Below are 22,819 nucleotides of genomic sequence, written 5' to 3' on the forward strand. Positions count from 1 at the left end.
TCTCTATACCGTTCTTTGGGTATGTAAAAGGGCGATTGAACTGCATCGCCCTTACGCTATTTCTTTTTATACTTTTGGTAAAACCTAACCTCCAAATAAATTCTAAGTGCCAGTATGGCTATCATGGCACCAAGCAATATCCATATACTATTCATTATCATTCTTTTTTCTGTTTTTCAGATAAAGTAAAGAACCAATCACAAACAATGAAACACCAAAAAGTAACACTGCTTTTGATGTGTCTGTTTCATCTCCTGTTTTTACAACTTCCTGTTTTCTTTCATCACTCATGGTTACTTTCATACCATCTTTTGCGACAAACGTGATACTTTCTGCCTTTTTATAACCATTTGGTGCAGTAATTTCTGTCATGACATATTCCTTGCCTTCAACAAGATAACGTATGATGTGGCTATCTTTTGTAGATGTCCATTGATCAATGACCTCATTTGTTTTTTTGTCTGTTACAGTAATGATTGCACCCTCTAGTTCTCTTTTGTTTGTTATATCCACTTTACTAAACACAATTTCTGTCGGTTTATTCTCGCATTTGATTTCAAGCTCCATACCATCAGTTGTTACTATCGCTTTATAAATATGATTGTTCAATGAATATCCATCAAGTTGCTCTGCTTCTTGAATATAGTAAGTTCCTAATTCTAGATCATTAAAATAGGCAACAGAATCATCGCCGGTCATTGCGGTTGCCACTACTTCTGACATATCTTCTTTTACAGAAAGATTGAAAGTAATTCCACTCATGATTTTTTCAGAATGAATGGTGTCTACTTTTCTCACTCTGACATTTCCTCGTGCCAGTTTGTTTTCTACTTTACCAGCATCTCCAATGTGAATCGTATAACAAGATACATCCTCTCCATGATAAGAAACTTCAAAATCATATTCCTTGTCATTCAGTTTGTACTGGCTGTTTGTTGCCAGTTCCTTGATGAAATAAACGCCATTTGGGAGGTCTGGTACATCGACAAGATGTCCCTGTTCGTCAATTCCTGTAGTCGCAATCATAGAGCTGTTTTTGATTGCTACTTGTTCCTTATAGTCGTAAATATCCTCACGAGCATAGATTCCAAAGACAACATCTTTATAGGCTTCTTCATTCTTAAAGTAGCTCTGTTGTTCCATAACTTTTTTCATATCAATATCAAAAGAAGGTCGTTTATTTTCAAGAATAGAAGTAACGATTTGAATGGTTGTTGATTGGTTATCCTCAATACTGAAATAATGTTTGTTTGTATCAGTAATATAACCATGTGGTGTCTTGCTCTCCAAATAATAATAGCGACCAACTGGAAGTTTCTTGCTTACTCTTGCTTCTAAATCACTCTCCAGTATCTGCACTTTTTCATTAGCTTTGTAATAGACGTTGTTGCCAATCTTAATATCCTCTGCTGCATAGATTGTGATTTCAGCATTTAGCAAGTTGGATTCATTCCAAACAGGGGAATATGTCGTACCAAATTCGTTTTGACCAGTAATGACCTGATTAAATATTTCTCCGGTCTTGTTCCATTTTAACGTTCCCATGACAAGTTCATCTTTCATTGTTACCTTTTGAATTTCACCAGTATCCTTGATTTTAAATTCAATATCATTCGTTAAAGCAAAGCCATAAGGGGAACTTTCCTCATGCAGAATATAGGTTTTATTGATTTCCAATCCCTTAATGAGATGTGGCTTAATACTTCCATCCTCATTTTCCCCATCTTGTCCTGATATCCAAGTATCAAAGATTTCTCCCTGTTGTTCTTTAGGATATACCGTTAATAATGCACCTTCTATTTCTGATTCATCTGTAATGTCTTGTTTGTATACTTCAACCTTCGTCATTTCATTTAAGACTTCGTTGCGATATTTAATGACTGGAATGCTCTGACCTTGATATGTTCCATCAACTTTTAAAACATCTTTGTTTGTCGCATAACCAATACTTGGTTTAATTTCTTTGATTTCATAAGTTGATAATGGATAATCAGCACTAAAATCAACAAGCCCCTTGGAATCAGATATTGCTGTTTCAATCAGTGTTCCTTTTTCAACTACTACTTTGCCAGTTGCTGATTTAATATCTTTAGTTGCATAAACACCAAATGTTGATCCAGCTAATGGTTTCTTTGTTTCAGAGTCCTTTTTTATCACACTCATATCTAATTTTTGACGTTCATTGAAATAAGTCACAGAATCAAAAACAAGTTCAGTATTCTGATCTTCATATTCCAATTCTGCATACTGAATGTCATGAGTAATGATGAATCCATTAGGCGCTTTGATTTCTTCGACTTCCAGTTTTGATAATGGAAGTTTCTTTGAGGTGGCAACACCATCTTTTCCTGTTGTAATAGTATCCAATACCGTACCAGCTTTATACATGATGCTTCCATCTGCTGGATCAAGTACATCTTCTCTAGCACGTACTTCGTAAATTGCACCTGCAATACCTTGCACTTCATAATGGAATTGGATGTTTCCGTTCTTATCCTTTCCAACCGAAGTGAGGACTTCTCCTTCTTTTTTTACAGATACCTGTCCTTTGACTTCTTTATTAGACATTTCTATCTCCACAACTGGCTCGCCATCTTCATCTTTCCCTGATACATTAGAAGAGGTAATTTCAAAGACTTTGGATTCTTTTGCGATTACGAAATAATCTGGCGCTGTAATTTCTGTCAACTTATATTTAGAAGCAGGCAAAGGTACTGGTAGTTTTACTTTTGCTTTGTCATAACTCTCGTTCTCTTCATAATTTTTATCAGAAGCAAAGAAATCCACTATTTTACTACCTATACTGATCCGATTATCTGAGTTCGTCGTAAATTCAGAATACCAGCTAGAGCCGACCTTCATGGAAATATAGCCATTGTCGTCGGTACGAATCGTTTTCTTTTTATAATTCGTTATAGCCTTTTCATCTTCATCTAACATCTGTACCTTGAATGTTGCATAATTGAGTGATACGTTTTTACCTGTTTCCGCATCTTTCTTCACAACTTGCACATAAGAATCAAATGGACGGTTGTTGATGTAGAAATGCACACTTTCATCCGTAGAGGAACCAATGTGATTACCTTTTTCATCTTCACCATAGACGTAAGTCTGTCCGTCGGTTGTTTCAGCAACATAAAAGAAAAATGGTTCAGCATATAATTCTGTTTCCTGACCATTTGTACCTTTTGATGTTTGTTGTACTACATAAGCTCCATAAGCTAGATCAGGAGAATAGGCAGTTCCTGTATTGTCAGTTTTCATAACTGTATATTCCTTCTTTGTGCCACTCTTCTTCGCCAGTTCGATTGCTTGATGGATATTACCTTTTGCTTCATCATAATATTTCTTAGCCACTGCTTTGAATTCTGCATCTACTTCAGGTTTTGTAATTTCACTATTCTCACCATCTGTAATAAATTTCGCAATTTCAAATTTTCCTGTACGTACTTTATCTGAAGCTTCGACTTTTACTAGAAAGTGATATGGTTCTCCATCTTGTACTATCATATCTTTTGTGACTGGGTAATAAAGATCAGATTGTTCATAACCTTTCGGAGCCTTGATTTCTTTCCAATAATACCAACTGTTATCATCAGCAGAGCCGAAGTAAAGACCCTTTTTACCATTCTTGTCTGTATAGGCACTGGTATCTGCATAACCATTTTTGTCTGTAGTGACTTCCATGACTTTCTCGCCTTTATGATAAAGAACCTGTTTTCTGTTCTCTGGATTGTAAATATCATTGGCTGCGTAAAGACCATAAACTGCATCACTTAAGACCGCATCTCCCTGTGTCTGTTTACTTCCTGTAGAAGTATTCGCACTAGGCACTATGCTGTTGTTTTGATTGAATTCTTCTTCTGTTAGACCGTTCATGACCTTATGAATATCCTCGTCAAACTTGTCTAATTGAATGGATAAAGTAAAACGCTGGTTATCTTTTGTTAGATCAACTTCTCCACTGCCATTCATTTCTTTAGAAACGGTTGTTTCAGGGTCAAGATAATAATACTTGCCACTGTTTGTTTCCACTGCTTTATACGTATGCTTTGAATTTTGATAAGCATTGATTTGACTATCTAAATCCTGCTGTGCTTTTTTATCTGCTTCTGCTTGTGCTTCCTTTTCAGATGGATACCATCCCTGTGATGTGCTATAGAGCTGCATAGCAGAATTTAAGTCATCCCAGTTTGTTACATACGTTTCACTATATGTTGCAGAAGAAAATCCCTGTTCGATATGTGAGGACATGGATACTTTTCCATCTGTATCTGTTTTTGCTTTACCAAGGGAAACATCGTCACGAAAAAACTCAAACTCAATATCCTTGATTCCTTTCTTAGAATCTCTATCTGTCTTGTTCAATTTTAATTCAGCATCTACTTTTCCTTTTCCTGTTTTCTTTGAAGAAATATCTGCTGTTTCGGGTTGTACTGCCACCTTATAGGATACTCTCATACTCTTTGGATCTTTCACTCCAAAAACAGCCAATGTTTGATTCAATGGTTGATAGTAGCCAATTTCAGCATTTGTAGCTTCATTTTTCAAATAATAGGCATCAAAAACAATATTACCATTATCAGAAGCACTCTTATCAGCCCATATGGTGAGTTGATTATCGTTTCTTTCAACATGAATACCCTTTGGTACGCTATTTGTTAGATAAGCAGAAAATGTTTTAGAAACATCTGTTAAAGTAATTGCATGTTCTTTCCCATAACCTTGTAACTCTACCGTGTTGTTTTTAAAAGATACATTCGAGTAAATAACATTCAATCTATTGTTGATAATGTCTACTTTAGCTTGTACTGCTGAAGGTATCTGTGAAAATCCGTTTGGTTTCTTCACTCTCCAAATTAAGAGTTGTGTTGCCGCAAGCATTTCCTTGGAATTATCACCTTTAAAACCGTAACCAAGACTAGAAATATAACCCATACGATCTATTTGAGCATCAGAAAATCCTATATTTTTGAATGCTGATCGTCCATATATCTTCTCATGAGCATAGTTAATGTTATTTGAAATCTGAACATCAGGCTCTACACAATATGCTTTTTGTCCATCTATTCTGAAATCATATATTGGATATTTTTTGGGACTGCTCACTGTGCCAGAAAAACGATCTTCAATCGAGAAATTGATATTAGCTTCATATCCTGTAGCTGTAAAACTAGCTGTATGCGTACTTGCCATGACTGGCGTTGTGTTTAATAAGGTAAAGAAAGAATAAAAGGCAGCAAGAGCCACCTTAGATATTTTTTTAATTTTATTTTTTAACTTCATTTTGTTAGCTCCTTTCAAAAAGAAAAGAGATCGTTATGACCTCTTCAATTAACTGTAAATACGAATGATGTAGAAATATCTAGTACCACATTCAGTTTCACCGTATTCTGTTTTATATTGTGAAAAAGTTCCATCACCATGCAATTGATTTTCAGTCATTTCGGCTTGTACCTGAGCATCAATTTCAGCTTCTCGATCTATTGGATAAGCACCTGATGGAATCATATTATCACAAACTGGAACAGAAGGCTTGGGATCAGAAGGTTTAGGATTAACTGGTTTGGTTTCCTCTGGCTTTGGTGTAACCTGTGGCTTTGATACTTCCTGCTTAGGTAAATCGGTTTGAGGTTGTTCCTGTGAAGTAGAAGGCTGTGAAATAATTTCCTGTTGATTATTAGGTAAAGATGAAGATTGTTTAGAGTTTTCTGTTATATTCTCTGAATTCTTTGAAGTTGCTTTGGTTTGATTTGTTTCAGTTTGGTGATTGCTCTCTATTACAGAATCTGTCTTATCGCTCTTTTCACCATTATCATCCTTTTTATCTTCAACATTTGTTTTCTGAGTTTCAACTTTTTCTTCACTCTTTAATTTGGGAGATTCAGCTTTCTTATCTTCATTAACTTGCGTGCAACCAGTCATGAACATTCCCACAACAATGAACCATATCCAATATTTTCTCTTCACATTTATCAACTCTCTTTCTACACATAATGTAGCATATATAACTTATTATCACAATTGTATCATAATTCTTCTACATAATATTTTTTTGAGTTGGTGATTTTTTTTGAGTTGGTAACAGGGGGAGAGTGTGAGAGGGGGATTTCCAAAAAAATTTGGCTATCATTTTTTTCGATAATACCCCCTTTTCAGTATATTAGGCTATCTTGAATCACGCTCCGCTTTTTTTCTTTGTTGGTATCGCTGATATAGCTCTAAAGCTTTCACAATAGTATCTTCAATTTCCTTTTCAGACGTCTTGTTACTAAAGAAATTTCTAATACGGTTCTTTGGTATCTTGATTTTTTCAACTTGATTCGGCTTTTCTTCCTGCATAATAGCTTCTAAATCTTTGGTTGATAGCAGACCATCTTTCTCCAGCTTGTGCATTTTAATAGTTTGAGCATGTGATGGCGTACATTCATTGCATTGCATATACTCTAATAAGCATTGTTGATTTTCTTTGCTTAAATAAGAAATTTCAACCGCAGGGCGTAGCGCAATGAGGTTTTCATCCACCATATCCAAAATAGGTTCTATTAAATCGGTTAAACGAACATATCTTTTGATTTGCGCTACACTTTCTTCAACTTCTTCAGCCAGTTTTTCATTAGATCTCAACTTCGGTCCCAATGGAGCCGAGGTTAAATCGGTTCTGTTGCCTTGTGCATTCATAGCTTCAAGTCGCATTTTATATGCAAATGCTTTTTCTGATGGAAGTATTTTTTCACGCTGTCGTAAGTTTGTATCCGTCATTAATATAGTTGCTTCATCATCACTCATTTGACGTACAATACAAGGAATTGTTTCTTTTTCTGCAAGAATACAGCCTAGTTTTCTTCGATGACCTGCAATCATTTCATAACCACCATCAGATTTAGGGCGAACTATTGCTGGAATTGACACTCCATGCTTTGTGATAGAATCAGCCAATTCAAACATCTCTCGATCCTCTTTTACTTTAAACGGATGATTAGGAAAATCACTAATATCTTTTATCTTAATATCAATGATTTTTTCTTCCTTTTCCTCTCGCTTTGTCTTTTCTGACTTAAAAAGTATATCCTCATCGAGATCGGGTATCTGCATGTCGCTCAAGGTCTTTCTTGGCATGACGCTCCACCTCCCTTGCTAGCGATGCATAAGCAAACGCACCATCATTGCTCTTATCAAATGTGAAGATACTTTGCCCCACACTTGATGCTTCACTGATAGCAATCCTTCGAGGAATACTTTTAGGAAACACTGGAAAATGTTGACCGTACTTTGCTGTGATTTGACTTTGAATATTTCTAGATTGATTAGTTCTTTCATCTGTCATTGTCACAAGAATTCCTTCAATTTCCAATTCAGGATTTATATCTTCTTTTGTTTTCAAGATTGATGAAATTAAATCCTTTGTTCCTGCTGAAGATAGATATTCTGATTGTGTTGGAATAATCACGCTGTTTGCACAAGCAAAGGCATTGATTGTTAAAGCTCCAAGTGATGGACTACAATCAATGATAATGTAATCGTACTGATTTTTTAAAGGTGTGATCACGTCCTTTAAAACTGTTTCTTTGTTTTCTAGATTAGCCAATGTTAATTCAATAGCAGCAAGTCGATTATTCGTTGGTATAAAATCAAACCCTTCTGTGTGATGTAAGATAGTATCATATTGACATTTATCACTTACAATGACTTCCAACATCATATTAGCACTTGTCTTAGACAATTTATTAGGCTGATAACCTAATGCTTTGCCTGAATCACCCTGAGGATCAAAATCGATCAACAAAACTTTCTTCCTGTTGATACTTAAGGCACTCGCTAAATTGATACTTGTGGTTGTTTTCCCAACTCCACCTTTTTGATTAGATATGGCTATCACTTTTCCATATGACATTTTATTTTCTCCTTTCCTTAAGCCAGCTCTATTAAAACTGGCTATGTAAAAAGCACCATTTCGTAAGAAACAGTGCTTTATGATTAAATAGCTATGTCAAATTATCCTTTATTTATCGTGTTATTTGAATTTGTCCTAAGTTCGATGAAGCCACAGGTGCAACAGGTCCACAGGGTCCACAAGGACCTATGGGGAATACTGGACCTGCGGGGGAATCGGCATTACTTCCTCAATTTGCCAGTGGGGGAATGTATTCATATTCTGGCAAACAGCTTTGTTCACAAGATGCATTGCCATTTGATATCAGTAATATCCAATGTGGTGTTTGTGTGTCAGATGATTACGAAAGTTTGATCATAAGACAACCGGGTACCTATATGGTTGAATTTGGAATGTTGGTGTCAAATATGCCATGTGTTGGTGATTGTATCGGAATCGAATTGAATCATGAGTTATTGATTGAGGAAAGCAGAATGCCTGCATTATGTGAGAATACATTTGTAACGGGGGTTTGTATTCTGATATTGAATGAGCAGGATGAGCTGAGTCTTGTGGCAGATTGTGAGAATGGTTTTGATTTATGTTGTCACAACAATACCATCAATGCATATCTTGTGGTTCATCAGATCAATGCATAAATGGCAGGGAAACCTGCCTATACATAGGGGTGAGCAATATTGGAAATCAGTGTATGTATGATTGTGAAAAATGAAGAAGAAGTATTGGCCAGATGTTTGGAATGTGTAAAACAGTTTGCGGATGAAATTGTGATCGTAGATACCGGTAGTGAGGATGACACAAAGGATATCGCAAAAAAGTATACAGATCTGGTATTTGATTTTGCTTGGTGTGATGATTTCGGGAAAGCCAGAAACTTTGCGTTTGATCATGGCACAAAAGATTTCAAGATGTGGCTAGATGCTGATGATGTCATTTTGCCTGAAGATATTAAAAAGCTTCAAGACTTGAAACAGCGCTTAGATGCTAGTGTGGATATCGTTTTGATGAAATATCATACTGGATTTAATGAACAAGGAGAGCCTACGTTTACGTATTATCGGGAGCGATTGATCAACGCAAAAAGTCGTTTGGTTTGGCAGGGCGTGATCCATGAAGTGATTCCTCTGATGGGTAAGTTACAATATGAGGACATTGCGATCACACATAAAAAAATGCATGTGTCTGATCCTGATCGAAACCTTAGAATATTTGAAAGCTTGTTGAAGCAGGGAAAGACATTGAATCCAAGAGAGCAGTTTTATTATGCAAGAGAGCTCTATTACCATAGAAGATATGCAGAGGCAATCAAGGAGTTTCAAGTGTTTTTAGATGGAAAACAGGGATGGATAGAAAATAATATTGATGCTTGCGAAATGATGGGATATTGTTTTTATTATGTGAATCAAGAAGAGGAAGCTTTGAAAAGTTATTTTAGAAGTTTTGTGTATGATGTACCAAGGGCGGAATTGTGTTGTGATATAGGACAGCATTTGTTTGATCGTCAACAATGGCGTCAAGCGATGTATTGGTTTCAAGTAGCATTGCATTGTGAGATGAATGTGGAAAGTGGAGGCTTTGTGAGAAAGGAATGTTATGAGAGGATTCCTAATGACAGGATAAGAAGATGTCGTCAACAGTTAGGGTATGAGAATATGTAAGCTTGAAGGTTAGGGTCACATGATACACATGTGGCTTTAACGAAAGCTTTAAGTTAAAACATAAGAGTTAGTCTATCGTGCGTACCATGCCATATAAATGATGTACTAAAACGAATTGTAAAGGCAACTTTATGTTTGTTCATATGATCACAGCTTATCCTTTTTTATATTTGTCAAGATTAATTTCAAGCATAGACATAATTTCATCTCGAACTTCTTTTTGTTCTAATATTTCACAGAAGTTCAGATATTGCAATGCAAAATAAATAATACCCTGTGTGGTACTATTGACTCTTACATAAAAATAATCTTTATCATGTTGATCTTCTCTAAGCATGATGTCCATACCAAATTGATCTAGGATATCATCAAGGATTTTCTTGTGACAGTGCATCAGGATAGATTTGATTTCTCCACCATACATATAGGATTTTGTTCGTGTATACTCATAAGGATCTTGAGATTGAGGCAATGAAGGAGCATTTTGTGCTTCTAGTAATTGAATATCGGCAATCTTATCTACACGATAATGGCTCATAGAATTCATATGATGTGTGTTCTTACAGATCAGATACGTGTTATCATTTTCTGTTACTACATAATAAGGATATACCGTATGGATTTTTGGTACATCAGGATGATTGGCATCGATAGGAACTCTTTTCAGTTTTTTGTTAAGCTCATAATGCATATAAGAAAAGGATACTGCAATGTGTCTGTTAATGGCATCTAGTAGTAATTCTATATTATAGAAAAATTGTTGATTTATAGTCTTTCTGGGGTTTGCGATATGTACGGTATTGTGAAATTGTTTTTTAAAGTAATCACTTTGTGTGTCTAATAATTTTTCAATGAGATCCTTAGCGTTTATTTTTGGAATGAAATGTGCAGAATGTATGGCATTGCTTAAAAGATAAACTTCAGTCTTTTCAAATTGACGATCCACTAAATATTTCCCGTCTAAAAAATTATCTGATGATTTGATTTCTATACCATATTCAGATAATGCATCAATATGATTTTTTAAGGTACCTCGATTAACATCAATATTGTATATCTGTTTTAAATACTTTTGTATTTTTACGGAATTTAATGGATGATCCTCATCACTATATTTTTTGTATATTTCATAAATCATAAATGCCAATACTCTATTATTTTTCATTATGCATCACCTATATCTATTCTAACATATAGTGAATATTAAAATGATGTAAATTTTGAACAGTTTGTTTTTTATAATAAAAAAGAGAATAGAGGTGATAAAAAATGAAGCATAAACTGGCAAATATTAAGAAAGAGGGAATAAAGCATATGAAAATGAAAATAATAAACAGCTGTTTTCATATTATCGAAACTTTAAATCCTACAGTTACCTGGGATGTCGATAGTGTAAGAGTGCAAGATGTGATTTGGTGTCGTATGCCATTGGATAAGGAAGAATTAATGAACATTCCTCCGGGACATCGAACACGTCCTTATGTAATCGTATCTGTCGATGAAGAAAAAGTGATGGGTTTTGCTTGTTCTTCCTCATTAAGTAAGCGTGTAAGCATGGAAAAACAATATGAAATCCATCATCAAAATTATCAGTTATCTAAATCTTCCTATGTTGATACCACTCGTATGTGGAATCTGCCTTATGATTGTATGGAGACCTATTATTTTACGTTGAGCAAAGAAGATTTTAATAAAATCTTAGAATGTTGGAAAAGGCCGGTATCATCACATGATAATGGAATCGGCGTGGGGACGATCATAAGTGATCAGGAAAAGTATTATTATATTTATCGTTATCAAAATCAACACTATCATGTTCATCCATTGATGGATCGAAGGGTTAATGCTAAACATGTTTATATACCATTTGCATTGAACCGAAACGTTTATTATATTGATTGTAGTACAACAATGAAATTACCTGAGCATGTGAATGTATATAAACAGATGCAATTATCCGGGAAGCATATACAGGAATTTAATCAAAAGAAAAAAATGTTACAAAAATCTCATACTAATCATGAAGAATTTGAACACCTTAAAACAGATGTTCATTTACAATTTCCGATTGGTCAAAGCTTTCAAACAGAAGATGGTATGAATGTTTTTGTATATTTATTTCATATCAAAAACAAAGCTTATGGCGTATTTGAAGATGAAAAAACAGTAGGCTATTCCTTACGAAGACAGAATACAGATGCTATGAAAAAACTCATAATGAGAAAGAATGATGAAATTGAGTATATTTTGACTCATATGAAGGTGAATAAGAGAGATGCATTATTTATTCAGCATATTCAGCATGTATTCCATCAACAGAAGGCATCTGAAATCATAGCGTAAATGCGGAGAGTATCATGAAAGTCTCTTTATAGTGGTTGAAATTTTAAACATTATATCCTATAGGTATCAAGAGAAAGAATGGTCATTATGAACTATATTACCATTACAGGGGCGAACCATCAATTTGGTATGGAAGTGTTCCTTGTTGGACAGATTTTGTATCTTGAAAAGGATGAATATAATGAATTCGATGATGAAGTGATTCGGGTCATGAGTGATGCAAATGTAATCTATGGATATGTTGCGAATAGCGTCTATACAGTAGCAAGAGGAACCAAAAGTGCCGGATGTATTTATGATACATTTGAACATGTGCAGAAGATCGAGGTGAATTTTATTAATGGAAATAGTGTCATTGCGGAATTTGAGGAAGATAGGAAGATAAAAGTGATATAGGTTTAGAAAAAAAAGAAATCTTTTCGTCAAATGAAAGAAATGTGGAGAAAGGATTAACATTTATCCTACATATGGTAAATGAATTATCCATATAGAATCGAATATGAATATAAAGGATACCAAGTATTATATTATGAACTGTTTAAAAAAAATTAAAATAAAAGAAGAAATTATCACACTATTAGATAATTTCTTCTTTTCTAAATATCAAGGGAATAATTGTCTTCTATGATTCTACCATGCTTTTAAAGAAGGTATTGGTGCCATATGTTTTATCGCATAATTCAATGGTTCGATATAGACCATATAGTGCCAGAATGAAGAAATCATACATGAGAAGTTGTTCCCCATAATCTAAAGATGTTTGATCCAAGTCCATCCCAAATTCTTCATTATTGATATCCATTTTTTGTAACAGCTTATCTGTTAAGAGAACTTCGTCTATATGTGCTACTTCAAAAACATCATATTCAATATTATTATGTTTTCCATACAAACTAGCTATCGCCAATGTAACTATTTTTCTTCCATCTTTACTAGATAAATCATATTGTGTGTATAAATCAAATAAATTAGAAGCAAAAGCGGTTTCTAGATCATTTAACATTTCATTAGATTCTGTTTCAAAGTCTCTATTTAAACTTAAAATTTCTTTCCGTGCTTTTTGTGGTAGCTTTTCTAATTTATATGAGGTTAAAGGTTCATCACCTGTAGAAACTAGGTCATTATATTTTTTAGCTGTTCTTCCCATAATCGTGTTTCATCCTTATCATCTTCTAATTGATTTCTTTTCTGAAAGTTTTCCAAAAGAAAAGCAAGATATTCTTTGGCTTGATCTTCAGTATAATTTAGCTTTAATAAATCGTTATAAGCTTGATCAGTGGCTTTGTTCTTTTTTAAAGCTTCTTCTAAATAGGATAAAGCTCTTTCTCTTACAATTTCACGTGACATAATGGTATCCTCCAATTTTTATATGTCATTTTATTAACTTTTTTATCATCAGGAAGCAATCATTTATAATTTAAAGGATTAGATTTTGTTCGATTTTGTATTAAATGAATGAAAAGAATCCTAATTTTATAAAGATGTAGTATAATTAATACCGTTTTGGAGTGTGATTTGATGAAAAAAGAAGTTTTATTATCTAAGACCTATGTTGTGGTTTTATTGGCGATGCTATGTTGTTTGTTGTGGGGAAGTGCCACCCCTTCTATTAAAATAGGGTATGAATTATTTCACATAGATGTAGAGGATACTGCTTCCATTATGTTATTTGCTGGGATCAGATTCATATTGGCGGGAGTTATGGTGCTTTTGTTTCAATTCGTTACATCAAGAGATACATTAAAATGGCATCAAGGAACCGCAAAAAGGATTATGATTCTAGCGCTAACTCAGACCTTTGGACAGTATTTTTTCTTTTATATCGGATTAGCTCATACAACTGGTGTAAAAGGGGCTATCATTACGGGATTTAATGTGTTTTTAGCGATTTTGGTTTCAAGCTTGTGGTTTCATTTTGAATCATTGAATAGAAAGAAAGTAATCGGATGTTTACTTGGTTTTGTTGGTATCGTTGTAATCAATTTAACTCCTAATAGTGAGATGAATGCAGGGTTTTCAATTTTAGGAGAAGGATTTGTTTTTTTAGCTCAAGTCGCTTATGCATTTTCAAGCGCATTGATAAAAAAATTCTCTGCAATCGATCATGCGGTTATGTTAAGTGGAAGTCAGTTTTTATTAGGCGGGAGTTTATTGGCTTTGACTGGTGTATTCATGGGCGGACATATTACGATTTATGGAATTGAATGTGTTTTGATTTTATGTTATTTGGCATTCATTTCAGCAGTGGCTTATACAGTATGGGGAATTTTATTAAAATATCATCCTGTTAGTAAAGTGAGTATCTATGGATTCATGAATCCAATGTTTGGGGTGTTTTTATCTGCGGTGGTGTTAGGTGAGGGTAATCAGGCATTTAGTGTGCAGGGTTTGTTAGCATTATGTTTGGTAGTGTTGGGAATAGTAGTTGTAAATAGGGTAAAGCATTCTGATGACAGTATCGTTAAGAATATTTGATGAATTATAAAATATAGTTACTAGATTTGTAATAGATGATTTCTATCGATATTGAAATTACTCTGCATAAAATTGTGAAATTTACGAAAAATTAAAATTATCTAGTTTATCAAAGACTTCTGTAGTATAATATGGTCGGTTGTGTATGTCGTAACTAAAAAAGCAAGTTTTTTAATAGATAAAGGAGTATTAAGACATGTTTAAAAGTGTTCAATATGTATTAAAAGAAAACTTCACGAATTTGTATCGAATATTCTGTATAGCAAAATATGAATTGTTAGCTGATATGAGAGATTCTAAATTTGGATTGTTTTGGAATTTTGCATCTCCTGCAATTCAAGTATTCACATACTGGTTAATTTTTGGTATTGCATGGCATAAAAAACCTGTAGGAAGTATTAGCTACCTACCGTGGTTAGTTGTAGGTTATGCAGCTTGGTGGTTCATACAGCCATGTATACAAAATGGGTGTAGTGCAATTTTTTCGAAAACAAATGTTATTACTAAAATGAAATTTCCAGTCAGTGTATTACCAGCTACTATTTGTGCAAAGGAATTATTTAATCACCTCTGTATGTTGGTTATTGCTTTTGTTACATTATTAATCTGTGGGTACTATCCAAATTTATATTGGTTTGGTTTGATTTATTATGCATTGTGTGCATTTGTATTTGTAGAGGCAGTATCTTTAATTTTGTCTGTTTTGACGATGTTGTGGAGGGATGTAAGAAAACTTATTACTTCACTCATGCGTATGTTAATGTATTTTTCACCAGTTATTTGGGAATGTCATTTCGATGCTAAAGTACCATATCATAATATATTAAACTCTATTATGAAGTTAAATCCTGTTTACTATATTGTGAATGGATATAGAGATTCAGTTTTTTATGGTAAAACAATTTTTGATCATCCTGCTCAAATGTTGTATTTCTGGTGTTTAGTATTAATACTATTCGTGATAGGATGTATGTTAATGTATAAATTCAAACGTAAATTTATAGATATGATCTAGGTAGGTGAAAAAATGGCTAAGAATACATATGAGGCGATACAATATGCCGTCGAAATGGAAAATGTTTCTAAGATATATAAATTAAAGAAAAAAGATGGGCAAAAAAGCGGTGAACATGAACGTTTTTATGCTTTAAAAGATATTTCTTTGAAAATTGAAAAAGGAGACGTTGTTGGTATCCTAGGAACAAATGGCTCTGGTAAATCTACATTATCCGTGATTTTATCTGGTATTTCGGATATCGATGGTGGAAAAATGAACATCAATGGGGAACAAGCGTTGATTTCAATAAATACAGGCTTGAATAATCAGTTAACTGGATTAGAAAATATCGCAGTGAAGGGAGCTTTGCTTGGTTTCAATAAGAAGCGAATCAAAGAAATAACAGATGGCGTTATTGAGTTTGCTGAACTTGGAGATTTTCTTTATCAACCCGTTAAAAAATATTCAAGTGGTATGAAGTCTAGATTAGGTTTTTCTATCTCACTTGCTTTGAATCCAGATATTTTTATTGTGGATGAAGCTCTATCTGTAGGTGATAAGGGATTTGCTCAAAAGTGTTTAAATAGAATGAAAAAATTAAGAGATGAGCAAGATAAAACAATACTATTTATATCACATTCTTTGCCTCAAGTTCGAGATTTCTGTAAAACAGGAATATGGATTGAGGGAGGAAAATTAGTTGAAATGGGAGATATCAATACTGTATGTGATCATTATGCTGAATATGTAGACAATCTTAATAAATTATCCGATAAAGATAAGAAAAAAATGTTGGATGAAAAATTCAAAAAACGATTGATCGTAGATGATAATCCAACTTTTATTCAGAAAATCCAAAGAAAATTGAGAGGAGTACAATAATGAAAAAAGTTATTACTTATGGGACTTTTGATTTGTTTCATATAGGACATTTAAATATTTTAAAACGTGCTAAGGAATTGGGGGATTATTTGATTGTTGCTGTAAGTACAGATAAATTCAACTGGGAAGAAAAAGGTAAGGTTTGTCAAATAAAAGATACCGATAGAATGGCAATTGTTGAAGCAATTAAATATGTAGATGAAGTAATACCAGAAACATGTTGGGAACAAAAAGTGCAAGATGTCCAAAAATATGGAATTGATGTTTTTGTCATGGGAGATGATTGGGAAGGAAAATTTGATTTTTTAAAAGAATATTGTGATGTAGTTTATTTACCTAGAACAGATGGTATTTCTAGTACACAAATAAAGCAAGAATTAAAAGAAAAGAAATAGTGAAAGGTTGGCAATGATCAATGGAAAATAAATATAAAGTCAGTGTGATTGTCCCAATTTATAATGTGGCTGAGTATTTGCAAGAATGTCTGGATTCCTTAGTTCGGCAAACAATAGATCAACTTGAAGTTATCATGGTAGACGATGGATCAACTGATATGAGTGGAACGATTGCTAAAAGTTATGAGGACAAATACGAGAATTTTTTCTATTATCTGAAAGAGAATGGGGGCTTAGGTAATGCAAGAAATTATGGTATTCAATTTGTTCATGGAGACTATATCATATTTTTAGATTCAGATGATATTGTCCCAGATGATGCTTATGAAGCGATGTATAATAAGGCGATTGAAACTGGAAACGATATGGTCGTAGGTGATGTACAAAGATTTGACTCACGTCATATCTTTAATTCTGGACTGCATAGAAAGGCATTTCGAGATGCATATGATTTCACCACTATTTTGGAAACACCTGAATTAATTTATGATACGACATCATGGAATAAATTAATTAAATTTTCTTTTTGGAAAGAACATGATTTTAAATTTCCTGAGAAAATTCTATATGAAGATATTCCAGTTACGATGCCATTACATTTCTATGCAAATGCAGTCTCTGTAATTAATAAAATTGTATATTTATGGCGAACAAGAGATGGAGCAAATAAATCTATTACTCAGAATCGTACAGAAATGAAGAATTTTGATGATCGCGTAAAAATTATGAAGATGGTAGACCGTTTTTATAAGGAAAACGTGAAAGATGATCATTCTTTATATATGAAAGATTATAAGTGGATGGCAGTAGATTTGAAGCTATATATTCAAGAAATGTTAACAGCTGATGATGAATTTATCAACTACGCTATGGAAACAATTCGAAATTATATAAAAGAATTTCGCAAGGATTCTTTTGATGCGCTTCCAGCAATAGATCGAATGAAATATTATCTCATCAGTAAGAATAAGAAAAAAAGATTGCTTGAATTATTACAATATGAAAAAACAACATATAATATTTTAAAAATAAAAAAGAAAAAAGTGGATGGAAAAGTAAAGTATATCGGATGTTTTCCATTTAATGATTTTCCAGATGAATATTACGATATGACAAGTGAACTTAATTTATACCCCGAAACAAGAGAGCTACAGGATGTTCATTGGGAAGGCTCTACCTTGTATTTGAAAGGATATAGTTTTATTAAAAGATTATCTTGTGGTAAACGAAATGCACAAGATATTACTGCCAGTCTTTTAAATGTGCAAACGAAAGAGCGAATTGAAATCCCTCTTGAAGTATGTAAAGCAAATGGTGTTAGAGGAAAACATGGTTTACGTGTTGACCGAGCTAATAGAAAAATGCGTTATTTTAACTATAAATGGTCTGGGTTTCAGGGTAAAATAGATTTTTCTTCAAACGATGTCTTAAAGATTGCAAATGGGCTTTTAAAAATAGAAATCCATTACAGAAGAGATGGTATTGATAAAAAATACTATATGGGTGGACCTATTGCAGGAAGTGTAGTAAGACCCCAACATTTGAATGTTGAAGGTGTAAAAGTAAGACCATACTATAACTTAGGATATGATTTATGTATTGATTGTGAACCTCAAGTTGCTTTGGTTGAACAATTGAATGTTGAAAATGGCCTTTTGAGAATTAAGACCTTACAACCAATGGATACCCCTTTAAGCTTCTGTTGTAAAGGCAAAAAATCCAATATAGATATTAAAAAGATAGATGATGCTCAACCATTTCATTACAAAGGTGCAGGAGCAATCATAAGATGTGAAGGTACTATCAATATACAGGATATGGAAATTGGAAATACTTATCAAATTTGTATGTCTAATGAGAAAGCCTTATCTACGAATGATTTATTTATTTCAAAGTATTTTCTAGTTCATGATAGAATGTTTAGAGCAGCATATAATGAATTGGGAGAGATCATTTTAGAATGTAAAAAATCAGGAACAATTGTTTCTTCTATGATAAAAAAAGATCATAAGATTACTATTACGACAAAAACTTCCTTTGAAATGCTTAAAACTGATAACCTTAGTGAAGCCGAAATATTTTTACAAGGTGAAAAGATGAGGAGCATAAGCAAGTCTATAAAAGCATCTGTTGATAAATTAGATGGGGAAGTATATAAATGCCAATTTGATATAGATTTAGACGATGAGACGTTTACAAAAGCGTTAATTGCCGATCGGTGGTTCTTCAATATAAGATATCATACGCAAACAGATATGATTGAACATACTCTATTAGGAGATTGTGTTGATAAGCTTGATATGTTTGCTGTACAGGATTACAATTATGCATTCTATCCATCAAATGAGAATGAACTTCTTATAAAGGTTTCAAGGAAATGGAAATGGTATGAATCTAATAAGTTAAGAAGAAAAGCTATTGAGAAAATCGCTTATCCTTTATTAAGATTGTTGCCAATCCGTAAAAAGACGATGGTGTTTGAAGGCTGGTGGGGACAAAAATATCATTGTAATCCTAAAGCTTTTTATGAATATATGGATCATGAGCATCCTGAATATAAATGTATCTGGTCAATGGTTGATGAGAGAACTCCAATCAATGGAAACGGTAAAACTGTACGACGAAAAAGTTTAAAATATCATTATTATATGGCGACATCTAAGTATTTTATTAATAATGTTAATTTCATGGATTCCTATGAAAAACGTAAAAAGCAGATAGAAATTCAGACGATGCATGGAACTCCATTAAAAACGTTAGGTCTGGATGTTCCAGGGGAATTACCTACTCAAAAAGATGTAGATAAGTTTTTAAGAAAATGTAATCGTTGGAATTATTTAGTTGTTCAAAGTCAGAAAGCTGAGCAAATTACTTCTAGCTGTTATGCATTTAAAAAGGAATTTCTTAGAACTGGATATCCTAGAAATGATATTTTATTTGAAAAAAATAATTCTAGAGATATCGCTGAAATCAAAAGGAAACTGGGAATTCCTGTAGACAAAAAAGTCGTTATGTATGCACCTACCTGGAGAGTTCGTAATCAATTTAATTTAAATATGGACATCCAAGATCTAAAATCTAGATTGAAAGATGATTATGTAATGATGTTAAGGATTCATCCATTTTCAGTTAATGGATTGGATGAAAATTTACTTGATGATTTTATATTTAATGCTAGTAATTATCCAAGCGTTGAAGAACTATATTTGATATCTGATATCGTTATAACTGATTATTCATCAGTTATGTTTGATTATGCAATATTGAATAGGCCAATGCTATTTTACACATATGATTTAGAGGACTATAGAGATACTTTAAGAGGATTTAATTTTGATTTTGTAGCAGAAGCTCCTGGACCTCTTTTGAAAAGCAGTAAAGAGGTAGTGGATGCTATCGTTGACATTGATCGAGTTTCAAAAGAAAATGATCAAGCGTTGCAAAAATTTAGAAAAAAATTCTGTGAATATGAAAAAGGAAATGCTTGTGAACAAATATACAATATCGTAATCAAACAATAAACCATGCTGCTGCTGATGCAGTATGGTTTTTTTGAAAAGGAGGTATTCCTTTATGGATAAACAACAAATAGCTGTGAGCGTGATTGTACCTGTATACAATGTTGAAAAATATTTAAAAAGATGTCTAGATTCACTTGCCAAGCAAACACTAGCGAATATTGAAATTATCGTAGTGAATGACGGAACCAAAGATCATTCTCAAGATATCATTGATCAATATGTAAACATGTATCCTAAAAAATTCATTTCTCTCATAAAAGAAAATGGAGGACTTTCTGATGCACGAAATTATGGCTTACCTTATGCAAATGGAGAGTATGTCGGTTTTGTAGATAGTGATGATTATGCGGATATAACACTTTATGAAAAACTATATAGTCAAGCAAAAAAAGATGATGCAGATATAGTTGTTTGTGGGTATTATGGTATAGATGAAGAGACAGGGACTTTCAAACAATTTCAAAAAGGGAATAGGAATCTGTTTGGTAAAAGTTTAAAAGAAGAGCCTAGTCTATTATATGTGAATTCAACCTATGCTTGGAATAAAATTTATCGTAAAAAAATGTTCACTGCTACAGGCATTCTTTATCCAAAAGGTGTTTTGTTTGAGGATATGGCAGTTACATGGTCTTTATTTCCTCATGCTAATAAGATTTCTAAGGTAGATGAGCCTTTATACTACTATATTTTAAAAAGAGAAGGTGCAATTACTGCTACTTATTCTGAAAAGATGTTACAAATGTTTGATTCCATGGCGATAGTAAATCAATATTATAAGAAAATCGGTATTTTCGAAGATTATTACGAGATACTTGGTTTTGTAAATATGAAACATACGTTTATTAGAATCAAAGATTTTACAAATTATAGAAATCATTCACTGAAAAAGAAAATAATCGATAGAGGAATACATCATTTAACAGAGTTTTTCCCAAATTGGCGATCAAATGCTATATTTTTTGATAAAGTATATCGTAATAATAAAGCTATGAAGTTATTCAAACATATATCATTTTGGAAATTCTATTCTTTTCTTCCAGGGAAATTATTATTTATAGCCAGTAATGTGAAAAAAACAGTGAAAAAAGCAAAAAGAATATGGAATAAAAGGAATTATATAACTAGATATTTATATACATCCGAGTGCAATAAAAAAGCTATTGTTAAAAAACAAGCTTTGTTTGAGTCTTTTCAAGGTGCAACTATGTCTGATTCACCATTTTATATGATGCTTGAATTATCAAAAGATAGCTCTTTTAATATTTATTATGCTGTGAAAAATGAAATTTTTCAAGAGTGTAAAAAGAGACTTGATGAATTACATTTAAATATACAATTAGTAAAAGTCTATAGTAAGGAATATCAACATGCTTTAGCGACTAGTGAGTTTCTTGTGAATAATGTTTCTTTTCCTCCTTACGTAATTAGAAGAAAGGGTCAAAAGTATATCAATACTTGGCATGGTACCCCATTAAAAACATTAGGTAAGAAAATGAAAGATGGTATTCAGGATATGAGTAATATGCAAAGAAATTTTCTTCAATCTACTATGTTGCTTTATCCCAATAGTTATACTTATCAACATATGAGTGAAGACTATCTTTTATTATCACTTTATACGGAAGATATTTTGATTTCAGGGTATCCTAGAAATGCAATTTTTAAAAATGAAAATTCAGCAAAAAAAGTGAAATCAAGATTTCATTTAACAAATAACGAACAAATTGCATATATGCCCACATGGAGAGGCTCAACAAGTGCTGCGCTTGAATTAAAAAAGCAATTAAATGAAGTAAGGTCCATTTTGAAATCAATAGACGAAACATTATCAGAAAAACAAAAATGTTTTGTCAACTTACACTCGCTGATACAAGATAAAATAGATTATTCAGTTTATCAACATATACAACCATTTCCTAAAAACATTGATACTTATCAATTTTTAAATAGTTGTGATTGTTTGATTACAGATTACTCAAGTGTGTTTTTTGATTATTCTATCACGAAGAAGCCAATAGCATTATATGTATATGATTTAGAAACATATCATACACAAAGAGGAATGTATTTAGATCTTGAAGAATTACCTTTTACAATTCTTAAAACTGAAGAAGAATTAAAAGCATATCTGATACAAAACAAAAATATATTTCAAACCGATGATAAAGAAAACTATGAAAAGATGTTTATCCAATACGATGATATAAATAACACAAATAAAGTTAATGATGTCTTCTTTTATGGGCAAAAAGAAAATGTTCAATCACTTCAACATAATAAATCAAAACAGTTTCATCTTTATTTTATGCCTAAAATTAAAGATCCTGAAGATGAAAAATTTTTAAAAGAAGCATTAAATGACACTATGGGGATTTCTGTTTTTGATAGGTCAGATTTTACACCCATTACACAGAAATTATTATCCTCTGATGATTATAAAGATTTTGTTTATATCATTATGGATGTAAGGATGCAGTTAACGCTAAATGAACAAATCAATAAATCGATGAGAAGACCATTATCTTCTAAGGTATATAAACGAGAACTTCAAAGAATTTTACCAAATTTAAATTTTGTAAAGTGTACAGACTATAAAAAAAGTAAATACACTAAGGGAATCTCTCATGTAATTAATCAAGAAGGGTGTGATTAAA

17 protein-coding genes are annotated in these 22,819 nt (G+C 32.7%); 10 read left to right on the forward strand and 7 right to left on the reverse strand.

The features are described from left to right. Positions 1-147 precede the first annotated feature (147 nt). The 4 genes from UGRO018_RS04140 to UGRO018_RS04155 all read right to left on the reverse strand — a co-directional run bounded on the left by UGRO018_RS04140 (position 148) and on the right by UGRO018_RS04155 (position 7,894). Positions 148-5,286, reverse strand: coding sequence for a SpaA isopeptide-forming pilin-related protein (locus UGRO018_RS04140; RefSeq protein ID WP_416325191.1), 5,139 nt, complete (start codon positions 5,284-5,286; stop codon positions 148-150). Positions 5,287-5,334: 48 nt separating this feature from the next. Continuing rightward, positions 5,335-5,970: a hypothetical protein gene (locus tag UGRO018_RS04145; protein WP_416325192.1), complete on the reverse strand. Its 636-nt coding sequence runs from the start codon at positions 5,968-5,970 to the stop codon at positions 5,335-5,337. A gap of 198 nt (positions 5,971-6,168) precedes the next feature. Beyond that, a complete protein-coding gene (locus UGRO018_RS04150; protein ID WP_416325193.1) occupies positions 6,169-7,119 on the reverse strand; it encodes a ParB/RepB/Spo0J family partition protein in 951 nt (316 codons plus the stop codon). Further along, a complete protein-coding gene (locus UGRO018_RS04155; RefSeq protein ID WP_416325194.1) occupies positions 7,073-7,894 on the reverse strand; it encodes a ParA family protein in 822 nt (273 codons plus the stop codon). Before UGRO018_RS04155 ends, UGRO018_RS04150 begins: the two co-directional genes overlap by 47 nt. Positions 7,895-8,082: 188 nt before the next feature. Here UGRO018_RS04155 and UGRO018_RS04160 point away from each other — a divergent pair, with 188 nt between their 5' ends. Continuing rightward, complete coding sequence (locus tag UGRO018_RS04160; protein ID WP_416325195.1) at positions 8,083-8,532, forward strand: hypothetical protein; 450 nt, start codon at positions 8,083-8,085, stop codon at positions 8,530-8,532. Positions 8,533-8,571: 39 nt separating this feature from the next. Further along, positions 8,572-9,552, forward strand: coding sequence for a glycosyltransferase (locus UGRO018_RS04165; RefSeq protein WP_416325196.1), 981 nt, complete (start codon positions 8,572-8,574; stop codon positions 9,550-9,552). A gap of 154 nt (positions 9,553-9,706) precedes the next feature. Here UGRO018_RS04165 and UGRO018_RS04170 read toward each other — a convergent pair whose 3' ends face one another. Beyond that, positions 9,707-10,717, reverse strand: a complete 1,011-nt coding sequence (locus UGRO018_RS04170) for a helix-turn-helix transcriptional regulator (RefSeq protein ID WP_416325197.1) — start codon at positions 10,715-10,717, stop codon at positions 9,707-9,709. A gap of 104 nt (positions 10,718-10,821) precedes the next feature. Here UGRO018_RS04170 and UGRO018_RS04175 point away from each other — a divergent pair, with 104 nt between their 5' ends. Continuing rightward, positions 10,822-11,895 carry a hypothetical protein gene (locus UGRO018_RS04175; RefSeq protein WP_416325198.1) on the forward strand — a complete coding sequence of 358 codons (1,074 nt, stop codon included), beginning with the start codon at positions 10,822-10,824 and terminating at the stop codon, positions 11,893-11,895. Positions 11,896-11,973: 78 nt separating this feature from the next. Then, the gene (locus UGRO018_RS04180; RefSeq protein ID WP_416325199.1) at positions 11,974-12,291 is read left to right on the forward strand and encodes a hypothetical protein; all 318 of its coding nucleotides are present in this window, start codon (positions 11,974-11,976) and stop codon (positions 12,289-12,291) included. Between the two features lie 226 nt (positions 12,292-12,517). Here the strand turns inward: UGRO018_RS04180 and UGRO018_RS04185 are convergent, their stop codons facing one another. Beyond that, positions 12,518-13,042: a hypothetical protein gene (locus UGRO018_RS04185; protein ID WP_416325200.1), complete on the reverse strand. Its 525-nt coding sequence runs from the start codon at positions 13,040-13,042 to the stop codon at positions 12,518-12,520. Continuing rightward, positions 13,009-13,242, reverse strand: coding sequence for a hypothetical protein (locus tag UGRO018_RS04190; RefSeq protein ID WP_416325201.1), 234 nt, complete (start codon positions 13,240-13,242; stop codon positions 13,009-13,011). Before UGRO018_RS04190 ends, UGRO018_RS04185 begins: the two co-directional genes overlap by 34 nt. Before the next feature lie 171 nt (positions 13,243-13,413). On the opposite strand from UGRO018_RS04190, the gene UGRO018_RS04195 reads away from it, so the two are divergent. The 6 genes from UGRO018_RS04195 (at position 13,414) to UGRO018_RS04220 (ending at position 22,818) form a co-directional block, all read left to right on the forward strand. Then, positions 13,414-14,370 (forward strand): DMT family transporter, encoded by a 957-nt coding sequence (locus UGRO018_RS04195; RefSeq protein ID WP_416325202.1) that lies wholly within the window; start codon positions 13,414-13,416, stop codon positions 14,368-14,370. Positions 14,371-14,566: 196 nt separating this feature from the next. Continuing rightward, positions 14,567-15,385, forward strand: a complete 819-nt coding sequence (locus UGRO018_RS04200) for an ABC transporter permease (RefSeq protein WP_416325203.1) — start codon at positions 14,567-14,569, stop codon at positions 15,383-15,385. Between the two features lie 12 nt (positions 15,386-15,397). Then, positions 15,398-16,249: an ABC transporter ATP-binding protein gene (locus UGRO018_RS04205; protein WP_416325204.1), complete on the forward strand. Its 852-nt coding sequence runs from the start codon at positions 15,398-15,400 to the stop codon at positions 16,247-16,249. Beyond that, positions 16,249-16,644: a glycerol-3-phosphate cytidylyltransferase gene (gene tagD / locus UGRO018_RS04210; protein WP_416325205.1), complete on the forward strand. Its 396-nt coding sequence runs from the start codon at positions 16,249-16,251 to the stop codon at positions 16,642-16,644. Before UGRO018_RS04205 ends, tagD begins: the two co-directional genes overlap by 1 nt. A gap of 20 nt (positions 16,645-16,664) precedes the next feature. Then, complete coding sequence (locus UGRO018_RS04215; RefSeq protein ID WP_416325206.1) at positions 16,665-20,165, forward strand: bifunctional glycosyltransferase/CDP-glycerol:glycerophosphate glycerophosphotransferase; 3,501 nt, start codon at positions 16,665-16,667, stop codon at positions 20,163-20,165. Positions 20,166-20,217: 52 nt separating this feature from the next. Further along, positions 20,218-22,818, forward strand: a complete 2,601-nt coding sequence (locus UGRO018_RS04220) for a bifunctional glycosyltransferase/CDP-glycerol:glycerophosphate glycerophosphotransferase (protein ID WP_416325207.1) — start codon at positions 20,218-20,220, stop codon at positions 22,816-22,818. Position 22,819: the final 1 nt, after the last annotated feature.

The sequence above is a fragment of the Hoskinsella mucinilytica genome (assembly GCF_045223415.1).
Taxonomy (GTDB): Bacteria; Bacillota_I; Bacilli_A; order Erysipelotrichales; family Erysipelotrichaceae; genus Hoskinsella; species Hoskinsella mucinilytica.

Bases quoted from the DNA above. Each gene is read 5' to 3' on its own strand.
- UGRO018_RS04140 (WP_416325191.1), bottom strand. From the start codon at position 5,286: ATGAAGTTAAAAAATAAAATTAAAAAAATATCTAAGGTGGCTCTTGCT.
- UGRO018_RS04150 (WP_416325193.1), bottom strand. From the start codon at position 7,119: ATGCCAAGAAAGACCTTGAGCGACATGCAGATACCCGATCTCGATGAG.
- UGRO018_RS04155 (WP_416325194.1), bottom strand. From the start codon at position 7,894: ATGTCATATGGAAAAGTGATAGCCATATCTAATCAAAAAGGTGGAGTT.
- UGRO018_RS04160 (WP_416325195.1), top strand. From the start codon at position 8,083: ATGGGGAATACTGGACCTGCGGGGGAATCGGCATTACTTCCTCAATTT.
- UGRO018_RS04170 (WP_416325197.1), bottom strand. From the start codon at position 10,717: ATGAAAAATAATAGAGTATTGGCATTTATGATTTATGAAATATACAAA.
- UGRO018_RS04175 (WP_416325198.1), top strand. From the start codon at position 10,822: ATGAAGCATAAACTGGCAAATATTAAGAAAGAGGGAATAAAGCATATG.
- UGRO018_RS04180 (WP_416325199.1), top strand. From the start codon at position 11,974: ATGGTCATTATGAACTATATTACCATTACAGGGGCGAACCATCAATTT.
- UGRO018_RS04185 (WP_416325200.1), bottom strand. From the start codon at position 13,042: ATGGGAAGAACAGCTAAAAAATATAATGACCTAGTTTCTACAGGTGAT.
- UGRO018_RS04190 (WP_416325201.1), bottom strand. From the start codon at position 13,242: ATGTCACGTGAAATTGTAAGAGAAAGAGCTTTATCCTATTTAGAAGAA.
- UGRO018_RS04195 (WP_416325202.1), top strand. From the start codon at position 13,414: ATGAAAAAAGAAGTTTTATTATCTAAGACCTATGTTGTGGTTTTATTG.
- UGRO018_RS04200 (WP_416325203.1), top strand. From the start codon at position 14,567: ATGTTTAAAAGTGTTCAATATGTATTAAAAGAAAACTTCACGAATTTG.
- UGRO018_RS04205 (WP_416325204.1), top strand. From the start codon at position 15,398: ATGGCTAAGAATACATATGAGGCGATACAATATGCCGTCGAAATGGAA.
- tagD (WP_416325205.1), top strand. From the start codon at position 16,249: ATGAAAAAAGTTATTACTTATGGGACTTTTGATTTGTTTCATATAGGA.
- UGRO018_RS04215 (WP_416325206.1), top strand. From the start codon at position 16,665: ATGGAAAATAAATATAAAGTCAGTGTGATTGTCCCAATTTATAATGTG.
- UGRO018_RS04220 (WP_416325207.1), top strand. From the start codon at position 20,218: ATGGATAAACAACAAATAGCTGTGAGCGTGATTGTACCTGTATACAAT.